Raw genomic sequence first — 17670 nt, 5'->3', positions numbered from 1 at the left:
CTGACATTTTTCATCACTGTGCACCTTTTTTTGATTGCTCGCAGCAGATATGCGGGGACACATATCGCTCGAACAACAGGTTGCAAATAGCGCTGTCAACTGACAATCGGAACTCGCCGTTAAGTACCGATTCAAGTTGATTAGCAGACTTAATGGTTGAGCGTTGCGTCTCATCGTCAGCGAACTTAGTAAGTGTTTGATTTACTAAATAAAGGCTTTGATTTTCGCGATTTAGGCTAACCACTAGATTTCTGACAAATACCGCATCCGGGTGAGAGATGGAGTAATGATGTGAGGCCGTGCAGTCTGCATCAGAATAAGTGGCAGAGTCAAACCGGTAGAGGATGAAAGGGGCGTTGTCGCGGATTTCCACGACATCGTATTCGTTTTCGTTTACTGGCAGAATCTGATAATGCTTGCCGCCTACGTGCTGAATGCAGTTCGTATTGACTTGCAATGGACCAAGCGGCACTGATGCGCCGAAGCCACAGTCCACCAGATAGATATCACCGTTTAGTCTTACTAAAGTAATGCGGTGCGTGCGTGGCACATCGCGAACATTGTTGTTAAGTACACGGGCCATCATCAGGCGGGTTTCATAACCCAGTTGATTCAAACAATGCATTAGCAACTTATTGTGCTCGAAGCAAAATCCGCCAGCCTGTCGTATCACAATTTTGTGAAATATCGCGTCTAACTCCAGCGACATAGGCTCGCGCAGTAACACGCCTAAATTATTAAAAGTATGAGTCGCAATGTGGCGCCGGGTTAACGAACACAGGAACGAGAGCGACGGCTCATGTGGAGCGCACAGGTTTAGTTGTGTGAGATAAGCGTTAAGCATAGTAAGTCTCTGGAGTAATAAGTTGAGACCACTGTAGCCCACCTAAAACCTTGAGAAATTAACCTGAGTTAATCTCAGAAAAAATTTAGGTTTTGCCGCAATTCAGAACAAATTTCTGTGTTTTTAACCTAAGTTAATTCCATATTAGGGGTAACCGGTTAAAGTAGTGTTTTACCTTTCACCGGAGTTCGCCATGAGTTTACAGTCTGCATTATCAAACCGTTACGCTATAAAACAATTTTCTGACAAGAAGGTTGATGAAGAGAAAATAAAATCCATCACCGAGGCTGCCCGTTTGGCGCCCTCTGCGTTTGGTTTGCAGCCGTATCGCCTGATCGTGATTACCGATCGCGAACTGCTTGGCAAACTGGCTGGCGCAGCATTTAATCAAAAGCAACTGCCTACTTGTTCGCACCTGTTTGTATTCGCAGCGGAAACATCGATCACTGAAGGCACCGTTGATGCCTATTTTGCGCGAACCTATGAACAAACAGACAACGAACCGGGTAGCCTGAATGGTTATGCTGATTATATTAAAGGTTGGGTAAGCAGCCAGCCTGCCGAGGCACTGGCAGAAAGCGCCAAGCATCAGGCCTTTATTTCTTTGGGGCTGCTGATTGGTGAAGCGTCGCTTCAAGGCGTAGATTCCTGCCCGATGACCGGTTTTAATCCGGCGGGCTTTGATGAAATTCTGGGACTTACCGAAAAGGGCCTTACGGCAACCGTAATTTGTGCAGTAGGTTACCGTGAAGACGATGAGGCAACGCCTCAAAAAGTCCGCTACGCCAGTGAAGACTTTGTTATCAACGGCAACAAATTAGCGTAATGCGCATTAGCTAAAAATAATTGCTATTAGCATAAACAAAAAAGGGGGCAGCCCAGTGGTTGCCCCCTTTTATTTCGCGTCTTTCGTAGTCAGAACGTAAAACGCTAGCTAGAACTTAGAACTTAACGTTTACGCCAACCCACAGGTTACGTGCACGGTCTTTGATGTTGTAGTCGTCTTGGAATACCACTTCACTTACCGCACCACGGCCAGTAACGTACTCGTAAGTGCCGTCGCCGTTCAGATCGGTATACTCGGTGGTGTAAGACGTAAAGTCTTCATCCAGCAGGTTGTTAATACGGGCGTTTACAGTTACGTATTCGTTGAATGTGTAACGGGCACCCAGCGTCAGTAACTGGTAGTTTTTGTAGTACAGCGGCTTGTTAAGTACGCTGTCCCAACCGCGGTAACGGTCTGAACGCAACTGGCTTTGCAGATACACGCCCAGCGCATCAGTAACATCCCAGTTTACAGTGATGTTAGCCATGTGCTCTGCGGTATTGGTCAGCGGCTGACCTTCTTCCGGACCACTCTTCTGTTCGCTGTCAGTCCAGGTGTAGTTGGCTGTTACAAACCAGTCTGTGCTGAATTGATAACGACCTGCCACTTCAATACCTTGCAAATCTACTTTGTCGATATTGATTTTTTGGCTGTAAGTTTCGTAACCCAGTTGGTCGTACTCACCCAGGTTAACGCAAGGACGAACGCCGCCAGTCACTTCACAGCTATAAACTGTATCACCGCGCGCGATTTTGTCATCAAAGCGGGTGTTGAAGTAAGTGATGTTAAAGTTGTGACCCGCATCACCTGTCCAGTACGCTGCAATTTCGCTGTTCACACTGGTTTCTGGCTGGAGATCCGGGTTACCGGCAAACGGTGAAGTCCCCTGACCACCAAAACCGGTGATACCGTCGTAAAGGTCAGTCGTGTTAGGTGTTTTATAACCTGTGCTCACACCACCTTTCACGGTCCAGTTGTCGTTGAAGGTATAAACGGCATATAAACGTGGAGAAACCTGAGTGCCGAATACGTCGTGCTTGTCGTAACGAGCACCGGCTGTAAGCGTCAGGTAATCGTTAGGGCTCCAGTTATCTTCAGCAAACAGTGACCACATTTTCTGTTCCTGAATCAGGCCCGCCTGAGAACTTTCCAGACCGAAAACGCCATCGCGCAGTTCACCATCAATTCTCTGACCGCCCAGAACGATGTTGTGGTCGCCCATTACGTCCGTTACCGGAATATCAATACGTACGTCCAACGTATACTGGCTGCTTTCTAGTGGACGCTTAGGTCGTGGCAGGAAAGTGTCTTCTGCAATGCCTTTACGCTCTTCTTCGCTTAAACCTTCGTAAGCGCCAGTTCCGTCGTACATTTCCTGAAGCAATAAACGTTCGGTAACGCTTAACGGCAGAGTTCGGCCATCGTTGCTGGTATCAACGTGAGACAGGGCAATCATACTTGAGAAACCATCGAACTGACCCTGATGTGTAATCGACCACCACTCACGATTAAATTCCTGATCGTCAGCGTAACCAGCGCGTGGGTTTACCACACCACGTCTGTCAGCCCAGATAGAATCGATGTTATCTCTTGTACCCAGCGGATAGGTTATTTCACCGGTGTCGAGATTGTATGAAGGTGTATTGTCGTAAGTTTGATTTGAGTTGTCGTAATCAAACTTGAAGCTCTGGTTTTCAAAAGGCGTGTAGAACAGTGTAAAACCATATTGTGCACTGTCGCTGTCTACCGTTTTGCCGCCACTACCGAAGCCAAGCTGACGAATATGCACATCGCCGTTAGGGTCAATATCAGGAGCGAATTCAGGGTTCGATGCCTGACGCTCATACATGCTGCCGCGAACACCTAATGAAAGGAGGTCTTTGATTAGTGGGCCCTGCGCGAAAAAGTCCGTGGTGATGTCATCGCCAAACTGATCGTCGGTTTGAATGCTACGGCCAAAGTTGATGGAGCCACCCCATTCTTCAGAGCGCTTTTTGGTAATAACGTTGATTACGCCGCCCAATGCATCTGCACCGTAAAGCGTAGATGCCGGACCACGAATAACTTCGATACGTTCGATAGCTTCCATTGGAGGAACGTGACCAAATGCGTTACCGCCAAAGTTATTCGGATAAATATCACCGTGGTTATTCATACGTACACCATCGATAAGAAGCAACGTGTACTCACCGGTTAAACCACGCATACTCACTGAACCCTGGCCGGTTTTATCGCGGGTTGTACCAATATCGATACCTTCCTGGAACTGAACCGCGTCAAGCAGGGTAATGAACTGACGAGATTGCAGATCATCCTGGGTAATCACAGAGATACTGGCAGGAGCTTCGGTAAGCTTTTGCTCAAAACCGGTTGCCGTAACCACAAGGCGTTCGATGTCATCACTATCCGGAACAACAGGGGATTCCTGAGCGCTGACTGAAAAGGTGAAAAGGGCACTGGCAATTGAAGAGGCAATGAGTGTTCGTTGTGAAAATGGCTTCGACTTCATGGTTTTAACGTTCCGAATAAGTGAGGCTTGTGTTGTAGTTTAGTGTGAAAATCGCGGGGATATTAACAGTAGCTAATAAGTAACGCAATGCAAATGAGAGTGGTTTTTATTTAGATTGCAATATTCTTTGCATATCTTTGCTTTTCTTTGCCTAAAGTCTAACTCAGCTTACCAGTACGAAAATTGCTCGCCAATTCAATGCACCTATTGAATCGGTTTTCGAGTTAAAAGAATAAAAAAGCCCGGCAGATTAACAACCTGCCGGGCTTTGTGTGTTTTGTCAGTCTGAAATAATCAGCGGCCAGAGGCTTTTCTGGCTGCTTTAAAGTCAGAATCTGCAGTCCACTTCGGCCAGTCACCATTATTGGCCAACTCTGCCATTATCTGGCCCATCAAATCCAAATCCTGCTTCACGCCACCTAAGTCCCAACTCGGTAAATAATCGTCGGCAGCTTTGTGATAGCGCTTGGCAATAAAGGTAGGGTCAGTATCGCCTAAGCTCATAAACAGATAAGAAGGAATACCCTGTTTGGCCGCGGCAAAGTGATCAGAGCGGAAGAACAGACCATTTTGCGGGCGAGGATCGGGTTTAACGTAACGGCCCTGGGCTTTCGCTGCTTTCGCTACATAGTCTTCCAGTTCCGACAAGCCATTGCCGTACTGCAGAATGTAATCCACAGACTGATTCACGTTCATACCGTCGATGTTTAAAAACGCCACAATGTCCGACGCTGGCACTGGCGGGTTTTGGGCAAAATGCTCTGCACCAATCAAGCCGGTTTCCTCGGCGGTGAATGCGCCGAACATCAAGGTGCGGTCAAACGGCTTTTTCTCACTCAGCGTTTTCATCACCCGGGCAAGACCAAGTACGCCGGCCACGCCGGAGGCGTTATCCACAGCGCCGTTCATAACGACTTCCTTGCCGTTTTCGATGGCTTTGCCGATGTGGTCCCAATGGGCATGCAGCGCGACCCACTCATCCGGCGATTTTGCACCAGGAATAATACCGACTACGTTGCGCGACTGCTTTTTCTCAATGGTGTTATGCATCTTCAGTGAAGCATGCAATTTCATGTCGACCGCTTTAAAGCCGGGCTTAGATGCCTTAGCTTTCATTTCACGGTAGTCCATCCCCGCCGCTTTAAAGACTTTCTCTGCAGCCCGTAATGTCATCCATCCCATCACACCAATTTGTGACTGGTTTTCGTTGTCGTCGATAAGCGTGTATTTGGTGTTGGTATTGGAGTTTTGAATCACGCCCCAGCCGTAGCCTGCAGGCATGGTCTCATGAACGATAAACACCGCGTTCGCGCCTTGGCGGGCCGCTTCTTCATATTTATAGGTCCAGCGGCCATAGTATGTCATGGCGTTGCCGTCGAAAAAGTCAGGGTCTTGAGAGACAAAGCCGGGATCGTTCACTAGCATGATCACCGTTTTGCCTTTTACATCTACACCTTCGTAGTCGTGCCAGTTATATTCAGGTGCAGTAACGCCGTAACCGACAAACACGACATCATCATCAACGGTAATGTTGTCGCTGATGCGCTGCGTACGTGCAGTGAACTCGCTGGCGTTGGTTAGTGTTACATCACCGAATTTTAACGACATATTCTGGTCTGCGGTGATTTTAGCTAGAGGGACAGGCTGGATGTAGCTATCGCCGAATGCTGGCGCTAAGCCGATATCTTTAAACTGTTTTACCAGGTATTCAATGGTCTTTTCTTCGCCTTCGGACAACGGCGAGCGGCCTTCAAATTCGTCGCTGGCAAGTGTTTTCACATCCTCGCGATACTGTTGCAAATCGAGCGCTTCGCCAATTGATGAAACGGACGTCGCGCAAAAGGCGCTGGTGGCAGTGAACAGTGCGCTACCAAAAAGTAAGGATTTAAACATGAGCCAGAAAGTCGTTGTTATTCAATACCCGAAGCCTACTTAAATCATATCGGGTTCTCAATACCTCTCGGGTTAACTGTGCTCTGGTCGGGATTAAATGGGGCACGCTTCGTTTAATCACATTCCAGATTCGCTTCAGCCTCGGCCATGATCAGTGTGGCTTTTACTGCCGCTTGCCAACGGTGTTGACGCTTTTTCTTTAAAATATCGTCTACTTCGGGCTCGAAGGTGGAATCTTGAGGGTTTAACGCAGCAAAATCTTCAATGTTGTCTTTTAATCCCGCGTGTAAACCTGCCAGGTAAGCCGCGCCAAGCGCGGTGGTTTCCATCACTTTGGGTCGATTCACGGTAATGTCCAAGGTGTTAGCAAGAAACTGGCAGAACCAACTATTCTGTACCATGCCGCCATCGACATTCATGGTGGTTGTGTCGATACCATCGCACCGCATGGCGTTCAGCAAATCCTGAGTTTGGTAGCTCACTGATTCCAGGGTTGCCCTTACCACATGGGCGGCGGTTGAACCTCGTGTCAGCCCAAAAATGGCTCCCCGCGCCAACGATTCCCAATAGGGCGCACCGAGTCCGGTAAATGCCGGTACCACTACTACCTGATGATCTTCTTCTACCTGACGGGCGAGCTTTTCTGAGTCGGCAGCGCAAGGCAGAATGCCCAGGCTGTCTCGTAACCACTGAATAGCGGCGCCGGCAACGAAAATAGACCCTTCCATGGCATAGCATGTTTTACCGTTTAAGGTATAAGCCACTGTTGTCAGCAGGTTCTGTTCTGAAAATGCGGGCTCTGAGCCTGAATTCACCAAAGCGAAACAACCCGTACCGAAGGTGGTTTTCGCTTCGCCCATTTTATAACAACCCTGACCAATCAAAGCTGCTTGCTGATCGCCGGCAACGCCGCAAATAGGAATGGATTCACCAAATTCGGCAGCATCGAGCTTGCCAAAATCGTCAGCGCAGTTTTTAACCTCAGGAAGCAGTGAGGCTGGCACATCAAACATTGCGAGAAGGTCGTCATCCCAGTTCATATCATTGATGTTGAACAGGTTGGTACGACTGGCATTGGTAGTATCAGTCAGGTGTTGTTTACCACCGGTTAAACGCCAAATTAAGAAGCTGTCGATAGTACCAAAAGCCAGTTCTCCGGCTTCGGCACGTTCCCGGGCGTGTGGTACGTTATCTAATATCCAGCAAATTTTGGTGGCAGAAAAATAAGGGTCACAGCGTAGTCCGGTACGCTGATGGAGCCATTCTTCCTTATGCTTTAGTTTATGACATTGGTGGGCGGTTCGTCTGTCTTGCCACACGATAGCAGGATAGAGCGTTTTACCGGTTTCACGCTCCCAAACCAGTGTGGTTTCCCGTTGATTGACTAAACCAATACCTGCTATTTCAATCGTATTTTCATGGCAGTAAGCCATGGCCTGTTTTAGCGTGGTTACAGTGGTTTGCCAGATATCTTCAGGATCGTGTTCAACCCATCCTGGTCGCGGATAATGCTGAGGATATTCTTCCTGCGCGGTAAATACCGGCGCAAATACGCTATCAAACACAATAGCGCGTGTTGAAGTGGTGCCCTGATCGAGAGTAATGATGGCTTTGTGGACTGCACCCATGGCGGCATCCTTATTTTTGAAATTCTCATTATTGTTTTCGAGCGTTTTATAACAATAGCTTACGAATGAGATCGGAAAAGAGTTTTTACCGGTATCAGGGAAAGCAATTTATACAAAATGACTCACATTTGCGATTGCCGTCTATCGGAGTATGGTTACCATTTGGTGCGCTGTATTTTCTGCATGATTGCAGACTCGAAGGTACAGTGCTTGTTATGAATATAAATGCGTTTTTGTGCCATAAAATTAATGCGAAAAACGACGATTTTCATAGCACTGACATTTCAGAGCATTATAATGGCGCCCATCAAATGACGTAACATCCACAACTCGCCTTGTCTGCAATCCCGACAGGGCGTTTACTTTTGTAAGGTGAATAGAATTGGCTGAGTGGAGCATCGAAGAAGCGGAAAAATTGTACGGCGTCTCACGTTGGGGCGGCGGCTATTTTACCATTGGCGAAAACGGTAACGTACACGTTACACCGGTTCCCGCCGATCCAAGTATTCGAATCGATTTTAAAGCAGTACTTGATGAAATTCGTGACGAGGGCGTTCAGTTCCCTGTTGTTGTGCGATTTCACGATGTATTGCGCTCGCAAGTTGCATTTTTGAATACCATTTTCCGCGACACCATCGCTGAAGCTGACTATAACGGCCAGTATCACGGTGTGTATCCGGTGAAGGTAAACCAGATGCGTGAAGTGGTTGAGGAAATCGTTGATGCTGGCGAACCGTTTAACTACGGCTTGGAAGCAGGCTCGAAAGCCGAGTTGATCACCGTACTGGCACTGAATACCAATGAAGAGTCGTTAACCGTTCTGAATGGCTATAAAGACGAAGAGTTTATGAAGCTGGCACTGCTGGGCCGTAAACTGGGTCGCCGTATTGTCGTGGTTATCGAAAAGTATTCTGAACTGACTCTGCTGGTTAAAACCTCAAAAGAATTGGGCATTGAGCCAATCATCGGCATGCGCTCGAAAATGACCGTAAAAGGCCGGGGTAAATGGGAAAGTTCTGGTGGCGAGCGGGCCAAATTTGGTCTGACCGTTGCAGAAATTCTCAAAGCCGCACGTTATTTGCGCGAAGAGGGCATGGAACACTGCTTTAAACTGCTGCATTTTCATATTGGTAGCCAGCTTACCGATATTCGCTCAGTGAAAGAAGCCATGACCGAAGGCGCGCGTATATATGCAGAACTGCATAAGCTTGGCTTCCCGCTGGATTATGTTGACGTTGGTGGTGGTTTGGGTATCGATTACGACGGCAGTGCCTCTACCAACGAATCGTCACGTAACTACAACATGCAGGAATACGTGGCTGACGTGGTTTACGGCATGAAAGAAGTGTGCGATCTGGAAGGTGTGCCACATCCTAATTTGGTAAGTGAGAGCGGCCGCGCAATTACTGCGCATCATAGCTGCGTGATCACTGAAATTGTGGGTGAAATCCGCTCTGATATGGCCGAAGTTGATACCACACCGGTGGATGGCGAGCATGTATTTGTACGCAATATCCGTGAGCTGTGCGAAACCTTCGACACGCAAACCAACATGCAGGAAGTATTCAACGACGCATCGCAGTGGAAAGAGCAGGCCATGGATGCATTTAAACTGCGTGTTTTGTCTCTGGATGAACTGGGTAAAATTGAAACCCTGTACTGGCGTATTATGATTCGTCTGCGTGACTACTACTCCACAGCCGATTATGTGCCAGAAGAAATTCAGAGCCTGGATTACAGCTTGTCTTCTCAGTACCTGGCTAACTTCTCCGTTTTCCAGTCTGCTGCAGATACCTGGGCCATCGATCAGTTGCTGCCGGTTGTGCCGGTTACCCGCATGAACGAAAAGCCAGATGTAAATTGTTCCCTGGTAGACATCACCTGCGACAGCGACGGTAAAATCGATCAGTTCACGGTAGGCCGTGAAATCACTGATATCCTGCCAATGCACAAGCTGAAGAAAGACGAACCCTACTATGTAGGCTTGTTCCTTACCGGCGCGTATCAGGACGTAATGGGTGATATGCATAACCTGTTCGGCCGTTTGAACGAAGTACACATTTACAGCTACGACGACGATCCACAAGACTTCTACATTGAGGAAGTGGTGAAAGGCTCATCAGTGCAGGATGTACTTGAAATCATGCAATACAATCCTCGCGCCATGGCGTCTGATGTAAAACGCATGATTGACCGTCAGATCTCAAGCGGCAACCTGAACCCTCGTGAAGCGGTGAAATGGACCGACTTTTATGAGAACTGTTTAAGTGGTTATACCTACATGAAAACCCGCTCTTAACGGTGTTTAGTCGCGTCCATTAAGCGCTCATGAAAAAGGCAGTCGTGGAAACATGACTGCCTTTTTAGTTTCTGAAGTTCGGATAAAAATGTATTGTTTTACGGGGCTACCGTCGCCGTTTTCGCTTCCGCCGCACGTTTCTCATCAGCCTGCTTGAAATAGCGCTCCCAGAATTCGGCGGTGGTGGAGTTGATCATGTTGGATTCAGCGTTCATTAGCATCACGTAGCCCGCTTTATAATCGGGGGAAAATGCCACATCCGCCCGGTAGCCCTTCACCCAGCCACTGTGATAGTTCAGTGTTTTGCCGTCGAAGTCATAAATACGCCAACCCTTACCGTAATAAGCGCTATTCAGGTGCTGACGCCAGCCGCGACGATAAACTTCGCGGGAGGTTTTCACCACCGGAGTGGTGATGTCTTCAATGAGTTCCGGTGGCACGACGGTAGGGAATTCGCCCAACATGGCCTGCAGGTAAATGGTCATGTCCTTAATACTGGCATTTACGCCAGCCGCGGGGGAGAAGCGGTAATAATTACTTTCTACCATGCCTTCACGCCATTTGTCTCTGGCAATGGCTATATGCGGGCGAGCCCAACTGTCAGATGCCATCAACGCCGCTTTACCGGCACTGGCAGTTGTCATTCCCAGTGGCGTGAAAACCTGTTCATCAAGCTGGCGATGGTAGGAAGTATTCTGCAGACCAAGATAATAAGCAATGGCGCCAAACATGGCATTTTGATAGGTGTAGCAGTCGCCCGGGGCACACAACGGTTCCAGTACGGCGAGTTGTTGGAGTACCCTTTCTAACGAATAGTCGGCTTCAATAAGGTTATCGTAGGCATTCGGCATGAAGCCACTGGACTGGCTTACAATATGTTTCAGTTGCAGCTTGTCCATGCCTTTACCGGTGAAGGGGATTTGCGGTATCAGTTCGCTAATGGGCATATCCCAGCGCATTTTTTCCTGCTGAACCAGCTTGGCCATAAGCAGCGAGGTAAAAGATTTAGACACCGAGGCAAGACGGAAAACGGTGTCGCCATCAATGTATTCGCCACCCTTGTGAGTGCGCCCGAACACGTACACTTTCGGTGTTTCACCCTGCTGATAATACACAAACGCGTAGCCAGGTACGTTGTACTTAATCGCTTCCCGCTTCACATAGCGAGCGTAATCTTCCAGCCACGCTTCTGCCGCCAGACTTTTTGTTATGCAGGCCAGCATTAAATATAGCGCCAGGCATGCATGGGTTGTTGTTTTCAACAGGCTTGTAAACAAGTAAAACTCCGCCGTTTTATATCGCAGTTCCTTTCCTTGGATCTGCATTATTATGTGCGCTGTATTATGCGTATCGACAACGATTATATCAACTTTGACTAAAAGGCCTGATGTAGTTTGCGCAGGTCGACGAGGTAGATTATGTTATAGATATGCTTCTAGTAAAAAAGACCAGTGTTGATCTTATGCAGTTCAGAATGTGCAATCTTTTATTCGCGGTAGTGCTTTTGAGCTTTGGGCTAGGCGCTCATGGGAAAAGCCTGACCATTAATGATCAATCCGGCAAACCATTGCAATATGTTGTGGTGAGCGTGGCGGCATCGACCACGCCAGCACCTGAACTTGCAATCATGGATCAGGTGGAACGCCGTTTCGAACCGAAAGTACTCTCTGTTCCAGTAGGTACCCCTGTCAGTTTCCCAAACAGCGATAACATTCGTCATCATGTTTATAGTTTTTCTCCCACCAAACCCTTTGAAATAAAGCTGTACAGCGGCTCCACCGTTGCACCTGTGGTGTTCGACAAATCCGGTATCGTTGCACTGGGCTGTAATATTCACGACCAGATGATTGGGTATATTTACGTATTTGAAAATGCCCGCGCGTTTATTACAGGCGAGAATGGCACGGTAGATATTCCGGGCGATGCGGAATCTGTTACGTTGTGGCACCCTGAGTTGGATATCGTGCAAAGCAAACGCGAAACCGTGGCGCTTGATATCAGCAAAACGTCTGAAACGCTCACCTTAACACTCAATGCCGCCATCCCTGTGGAGCACGAGAAGAAATCGCGCACTTTTGGTAGTAAGAAATTCGGAAGCGAATAATGAAGTCGTTGTCGCTACGGCATAGCCTGTTTCGTATACTCCTTGGCAGTACCATTATTACTGCGGGTTTGATCCTGCTGTCTGTGTGGAATGCCACCGACGATCTTGTGCAGCAAAATCTTGAACATGAACTGGCCATCGACACCAACGTATTACAGCACATCGTTGAGGAGCGCACGAAAGGGCTTTACGCGTCGACAAAAGTGTTGTCTTCGGCTTACGAATTTAAAGCCGCATTCGCCAGCTATGATGCGCCAACCATCAACAGTGCCCTGCAAACCATGAATGCCAGGCAGGATTTTGACCTCCTCATCATGTTGAACCTGCAAGGCGATACCATTACTGCATTTCCCGATGACGTGCTGGGCGAAGATGAGCAGTCTTTTGCTGAAGGCTACCGCGGTATTCGCCCCGATGAAATTACCCGCGATTATGTGTTCATGAACAACACGCTTTATCATGCGGTTGTTGCGCCTGTTTCGGCCCCGAGAGTGATTGGTTACCTTGGTGCGGCTTTTGCCCTGGACGACAGTTTTCTCACTCTGCTAGGCGAGGTTGTTCAGGCCGAGGTCATCATTACATCTGAAGACAACCAGGTACTTAACAGTAGTCTGCCTCACGATGTGGCGGCGGAATTGCTCAAGCACAGCGAGCAGGAAATTAGCTGGCTTCGGATCATGGCTCAGAACGAGAGCCTGTATGAAGTGAGAGAGCTGCAATTAACGGGTATCGATCATATACCGATTAAAATCAGAATTGCATTGGATGTCAGCCAGCAGTATCTAAGTGTACTGGATTTGCAGACGGTGGTGATTGTCATTGCACTGGGCATCATCGTTTTGTCGTTAGCCATTTCAATGGTGTTGGCGAAACGGGTAAGCAGACCGGTTAAGCAGCTCGTGTCGGTAGTCAACGAAATTGCCGATGGACACTATCAGCAACCTGTCGAGCCGGATGACAGAGTCACTGAGATTGGCGAACTGGCGCGAGCCTTTAACACCATGCAGGCCCGTATTCGTTCACGGGAAGACCACATCCTGTTTCAGGCGCAACATGATATGTTGTCTGGATTGTATAACCGGCATTATGTTGAGGAAAAGCTGAACGATCGACTCGATGCGGGCGAAACGCTGCAAATACTCGGCATCAATATTATGGGGATCCGTACCATCAACGATTTGTACGGTTATACAACGGGCGACTATTGCATAAAAACCATGGCGCAGCGTACCTTGTCATGGCCGGGCATGGCCGCGCGTTTGGCGGGGGGCGATTTCCTCTTTGTCCCCGATTCTCCGCTCAAGGAAAGCGATATAGACGCATTCCGTCGGCAATTAGAATTGCCTATCGAATTCAACGATCTCATTATTCCAATGAGGGTGTTTTTTGCGCATCTGAACTGTCCTTCAGACGGCGACACCACAGAAGAGGTGTTCAGAAAAATCAATATTCTTTCTGATGAGAGTAAACAGCACGATCACTGGCTGATTGCGTTCAGAGAAGAGATGGAAACCAAGTACCTGCGCAGATTAACCATCATTACAGAATTGAAAAAAGTACTGACAGACAATCAAAGTGAATTGTCTATGGTGTATCAACCCAAAATAAACCTACAGACCAATAACGTTTGTAGTGTTGAAGCGCTTATCCGCTGGAACAGTGCCAGCCTGGGATTCGTGCCGCCCGATGAATTTATCGGTATTGCTGAACAAGCGGGCTTAATTGAGCGAGTAACTGCCTGGGTACTCGATCGTACCCTTGATGACCTTGCCGATTTTCGCAATCAGGGCTATGTTTTTTCTATGGCGATTAACTTGTCTACCCGGGATATTCAGCGCCCGGAAATGATGCAGAGCCTCGCCGAAAAAATTACCCGTAAAGGGCTAACTCCCGCCGATGTTGAGCTGGAAATTACCGAAAGTGACTTGGTTGAAGATACGGCGGTGGCGATCAGCAATCTTAATCAATATCAGGCAATGGGTTTCCACTTTGCCATTGATGACTTTGGTACCGGGTATTCATCGCTAGCGTATTTAAAAATGCTGCCGGTGCAAACCATAAAGATCGACAAGAGCTTTGTGCTCAAGCTGGCTTCCGATGAAAGTGATCAGCAAATCGTGCGGACTGTGCTGAATTTGGCTTCGGTGTTCAAACTGAGTGTAGTGGCCGAAGGTGTGGAAGATGAGCTATCGCTGAACATTTTAAAAGAAGGCGGTTGTGATATTGCGCAAGGATACTTTATAAGCCGGCCACTGAGTGCGCAGGCTTTAAGCGAATGGCTCGCCTCAACCGCATTTGGGTTACAAAAAACGGAGACAAAATGACACTGTTTCAACGTGTTTTATTGGTGATAGCGTTTACTGCAGCGCTACCCGTGAGCGCAGGCTCCGGTAAGTTAATCGGTACGGCGGGCCTTAATCAGCTTGAGGGGGCCGGCGGTGGCGGTATTGTGCCTTGGGCCACCTTGTCCGGCTACGACAGCGACAGCGAAGTGTCGGTGAATGCTTTTCTTACTCGCGTAAATTTAGATGATTACCGCCTGCAAGTGGCTGGTGCCAGCGTGTCGGTCTACGACCGTGTTGAGGTATCGGTAGCCCGACAAACTTTCGATCTCACAACATTGGGTGGTGACATTTCTCAGAACATCTATGGCGCAAAAGTGAGATTGTGGGGTGATGTTGTGTATTCCGCCATGCCGCAAATCAGTGCCGGCGTGCAGTTTAAAGACCTCCAGGATGAAGCCATTGCCAACGCGTTAGGCAGCGCCGACACCTCGGGTACCGATTATTATGTTTCTGCCACCAAAGTGCATCTTGGCGCGGTAGCAGGATACAACTTGGTATGGAATCTCACAGCACGTATGACCAATGCCAACCAAATGGGGTTATTGGGATTCGGGCAAACCAGCGACGACGATTACGAAGTCATGCTAGAAGGTTCGGTAGGGGTGTTACTTAACCGCAATGTAGCAGTTGGGGCTGAATACCGGCAAAAGCCTGACAACCTCGGGTTAGGAGAGGAAGATTGGTGGGATGTATTTGTTACCTATATTCCTTCTAAATCATTTAACGTTACGCTGGCATGGGCCGAATTAGGAAGTATCGCCGGTGCGCCGGATCAGAACGGCATCTACTTATCTCTAGGAGGCCAATTATGGTGAAGTTGCTTTCATCTGTGCTTGCAATTGTTTTACTCGCCGGTTGTGCCAGCCAGCCTCAAACCCTTTACAGTGAGCTGGGCGGCGAAGCAAAGGTGACAGAAATTGTGAATAATTTCGTTACAGAAGTTGAGCAAGAACCCGTTATCCTCGCTTACTTTGAAGGCAGCGACATCGACCGCTTTATCGCTAAATTTGAAGAGCAAATTTGCATGGTGAGTGGCGGAGGGTGTCAGTACACCGGTGACACTATGGAGCAGGTTCATGGCGGAATGAATATCAGTGAAAAAGACTTCAACCTCACCGTTGATCTGCTTATAAATGCCATGGATAAAGCCAATGTTCCGCATCCTTTACAAAACCGGCTTCTGAATAAACTCGCGCCTATGCGTTCGCAAATGCTCTATCGATAAGTCTCAATTGCACGGCGGCACGGATAATTTTATTGTCAGTGCCGAATTCGTCGCTTACGCCACAAAAATTTGTTTTACACTGCCTGCTAACTCACCAACGAATTGTGTACTTTATGGCAGTTGCTATACATCAGGCCGAATTGTTAGAACGCTTTCGGCAAGCCCGCTTATCACGGGATAAGCGCTTCGACGGGCAATTTTTTGTCGCAGTGAAATCTACCGGTATCTTCTGTAGGCCAATCTGTCCGGCAAAATTACCTAAAGAAGATAATGTCGATTATTACCATTTGGCTGCACAGGCCATGCATGCCGGTTTTCGACCTTGTTTACGTTGTCGCCCCGACAGTGCGCCGCGATCTCCTGCCTGGAACGGTGTAGCTACAACCGTTACCCGTGCCACTCAACTGCTGGCCGATATACCGCCTAAGTCTGTGGCGGATATTGCCAGCCGTCTGGGGATCAGTACCCGCTATTTACATAAGTTGCTTGAGCAGCATACAGGGTGTTCACCTTCTCAATGGCAGAAGTATCATCAGTTGCTGTTTGCCAAGCAGCTTCTGCAGCAGTCTAATTTGTCCGTGGAGCAAGTGGCTGATGCGGCGGGGTTCGGATCGGCCAGAAGACTGCAGTCGGCAATGAGGAACACCTGGTCTTTAACCCCTTCTCAGCTGCGTAAAACGGCAGCAACCAGAAATAATTCGACGTCAGAAGTCAGCATACTCATACATTACCGCAAACCTTATAACTGGGCTTTTGTTCGCGATTTTCTGGCAGTGAGAGCCATTCCCGGTGTAGAAACCCTGTCAGACAATGCTTATTCGCGGGTTTATCATGATGAATTCGGCACCGGTCACTTAATTGCCGAGCATCTGCCGGAACGTGCTGGATTTCGGGTAACTGTAACTACAGACTATTTGCAGGGTGTTCGTTCGGTGCTGAATAATCTGGCACGGGTACTGGATTTAAATACCGACCCCACTTTGGTTGCTCATGCGCTTGCCGATGCGGGCGTGCAAGAAGACGAGCAGTTACCGGGATTGCGATTACCCGGCGTTTGGTCTGCTTTTGAGGCGGGGTGCCGCGCCGTGTTAGGGCAGCAAGTATCGGTGAAAGCCGCCATTAAACATGTCACTATGCTTGCTCAGGAGTTGGGCGTGCAAACCGACGTCGGTCGTGCCTTTCCAACACCTAAGGCCGTGGCAGACAGTGAGCTTACGTTTCTCAAAATGCCGCAGAGCAGAAAGCTTGCGCTTAGGGCGCTAGCACAATATTTTGTTGATGGGGCAGAAACGGATGCGCTGCAGTTTGGGACAGCCGAAGCCGAGACTGGTCTGCTAGCACTAAAAGGCATTGGCCCCTGGACGGTGGACTACCTGATGTTAAGGGGTTATAGCCAACCTGATCGCTTCCTGGGCGGGGATTTAGTGGTGCGAAATATGATGGCTACGCGTAGTCTTACACCCGAGCAGGCCGCACCCTGGCGAAGTTACCTTACCCTCCAGCTTTGGCAGTTGGCCAGCAAACCGAAAGTGGAAACCAATGATGTTTAAAGAATTTATCCAAAGCCCGTGCGGCATCGTCGAGGTGCAAGCCCGTGATCAAGGTATTACCGCAATTCGATTCGTTGAAAGAGAAGCATCGGCCAGTGTACCGTCTGCTTTCACCACAAAAGCCTGCGAGCAACTCAGAGCCTACTTTGCTGGTGAACTCACCTCCTTTGACCTGCCACTGGCGCCTGCGGGTACTGCATTTCAGCAACGTGTATGGAACGCGCTGTGTAACATTCCGTATGGCGCGACATGTAGCTATCGCGATATTGCTGAAGCCATTGATAACCCAAAGGGCGTGCGCGCAGTCGGGCTCGCAAATGGCAAAAATCCCATAGCGATTGTGATACCCTGCCACCGCGTGATTGGCGCCAATGGCAAGCTCACCGGTTATGCAGGTGGGTTGCATCGAAAAGCAACATTATTAGAGCTTGAAGGAGCGCTGTAAAA

13 protein-coding genes are annotated in these 17670 nt (G+C 48.6%); 8 read left to right on the top strand and 5 right to left on the bottom strand.

Translation table 11 applies throughout. The features are described from left to right. Positions 1-13 precede the first annotated feature (13 nt). On the bottom strand, positions 14-844 hold the full coding sequence (locus tag ACXAGX_RS03220) for an arylamine N-acetyltransferase family protein (RefSeq protein WP_474836538.1): 831 nt from the start codon (positions 842-844) through the stop codon (positions 14-16). 193 nt (positions 845-1037) lie between these two features. Here ACXAGX_RS03220 and ACXAGX_RS03215 point away from each other — a divergent pair, with 193 nt between their 5' ends. Further along, positions 1038-1670, top strand: a complete 633-nt coding sequence (locus ACXAGX_RS03215; protein WP_474836536.1) for an NAD(P)H-dependent oxidoreductase — start codon at positions 1038-1040, stop codon at positions 1668-1670. Positions 1671-1785: 115 nt separating this feature from the next. Here the strand turns inward: ACXAGX_RS03215 and ACXAGX_RS03210 are convergent, their stop codons facing one another. The 3 genes from ACXAGX_RS03210 to glpK all read right to left on the bottom strand — a co-directional run bounded on the left by ACXAGX_RS03210 (position 1786) and on the right by glpK (position 7700). Continuing rightward, complete coding sequence (locus ACXAGX_RS03210) at positions 1786-4179, bottom strand: TonB-dependent receptor domain-containing protein (RefSeq protein ID WP_474836534.1); 2394 nt, start codon at positions 4177-4179, stop codon at positions 1786-1788. Positions 4180-4473: 294 nt separating this feature from the next. Further along, the gene (locus ACXAGX_RS03205; RefSeq protein WP_474836532.1) at positions 4474-6072 is read right to left on the bottom strand and encodes a M28 family metallopeptidase; all 1599 of its coding nucleotides are present in this window, start codon (positions 6070-6072) and stop codon (positions 4474-4476) included. Between the two features lie 113 nt (positions 6073-6185). After that, a complete protein-coding gene (glpK, locus tag ACXAGX_RS03200) occupies positions 6186-7700 on the bottom strand; it encodes a glycerol kinase GlpK (protein ID WP_474836530.1) in 1515 nt (504 codons plus the stop codon). Positions 7701-8082: 382 nt separating this feature from the next. Between glpK and speA the strand changes: the two genes are divergently transcribed. Further along, positions 8083-9999 (top strand): biosynthetic arginine decarboxylase, encoded by a 1917-nt coding sequence (gene speA / locus ACXAGX_RS03195; protein WP_474818747.1) that lies wholly within the window; start codon positions 8083-8085, stop codon positions 9997-9999. Between the two features lie 98 nt (positions 10000-10097). Here the strand turns inward: speA and ACXAGX_RS03190 are convergent, their stop codons facing one another. Further along, entirely contained in the window at positions 10098-11222 is a 1125-nt protein-coding gene (locus ACXAGX_RS03190; protein ID WP_474836817.1) for a serine hydrolase domain-containing protein, read from the bottom strand. Positions 11223-11473: 251 nt separating this feature from the next. Between ACXAGX_RS03190 and ACXAGX_RS03185 the strand changes: the two genes are divergently transcribed. The 6 genes from ACXAGX_RS03185 (at position 11474) to ACXAGX_RS03160 (ending at position 17668) form a co-directional block, all read left to right on the top strand. Continuing rightward, positions 11474-12103: a methylamine utilization protein gene (locus tag ACXAGX_RS03185; RefSeq protein ID WP_474818748.1), complete on the top strand. Its 630-nt coding sequence runs from the start codon at positions 11474-11476 to the stop codon at positions 12101-12103. Further along, complete coding sequence (locus ACXAGX_RS03180) at positions 12103-14427, top strand: putative bifunctional diguanylate cyclase/phosphodiesterase (protein WP_474818749.1); 2325 nt, start codon at positions 12103-12105, stop codon at positions 14425-14427. Before ACXAGX_RS03185 ends, ACXAGX_RS03180 begins: the two co-directional genes overlap by 1 nt. Continuing rightward, positions 14424-15263, top strand: coding sequence for a DUF3034 family protein (locus ACXAGX_RS03175; RefSeq protein WP_474818750.1), 840 nt, complete (start codon positions 14424-14426; stop codon positions 15261-15263). Before ACXAGX_RS03180 ends, ACXAGX_RS03175 begins: the two co-directional genes overlap by 4 nt. After that, positions 15257-15673 carry a group I truncated hemoglobin gene (locus ACXAGX_RS03170; RefSeq protein WP_474818751.1) on the top strand — a complete coding sequence of 139 codons (417 nt, stop codon included), beginning with the start codon at positions 15257-15259 and terminating at the stop codon, positions 15671-15673. The genes ACXAGX_RS03175 and ACXAGX_RS03170 overlap by 7 nt, the downstream gene beginning before the upstream one ends. Before the next feature lie 113 nt (positions 15674-15786). Then, positions 15787-17223 carry an Ada metal-binding domain-containing protein gene (locus ACXAGX_RS03165; RefSeq protein WP_474818752.1) on the top strand — a complete coding sequence of 479 codons (1437 nt, stop codon included), beginning with the start codon at positions 15787-15789 and terminating at the stop codon, positions 17221-17223. After that, the gene (locus ACXAGX_RS03160) at positions 17213-17668 is read left to right on the top strand and encodes a methylated-DNA--[protein]-cysteine S-methyltransferase (RefSeq protein ID WP_474836528.1); all 456 of its coding nucleotides are present in this window, start codon (positions 17213-17215) and stop codon (positions 17666-17668) included. Before ACXAGX_RS03165 ends, ACXAGX_RS03160 begins: the two co-directional genes overlap by 11 nt. Positions 17669-17670: the final 2 nt, after the last annotated feature.

This window comes from Alteromonas sp. ABV4_515 (genome assembly GCF_056160345.1).
The sequence above is the reverse complement of the archived record's forward strand: the minus strand, read 5'-3'. Positions and strand labels throughout refer to the sequence as shown.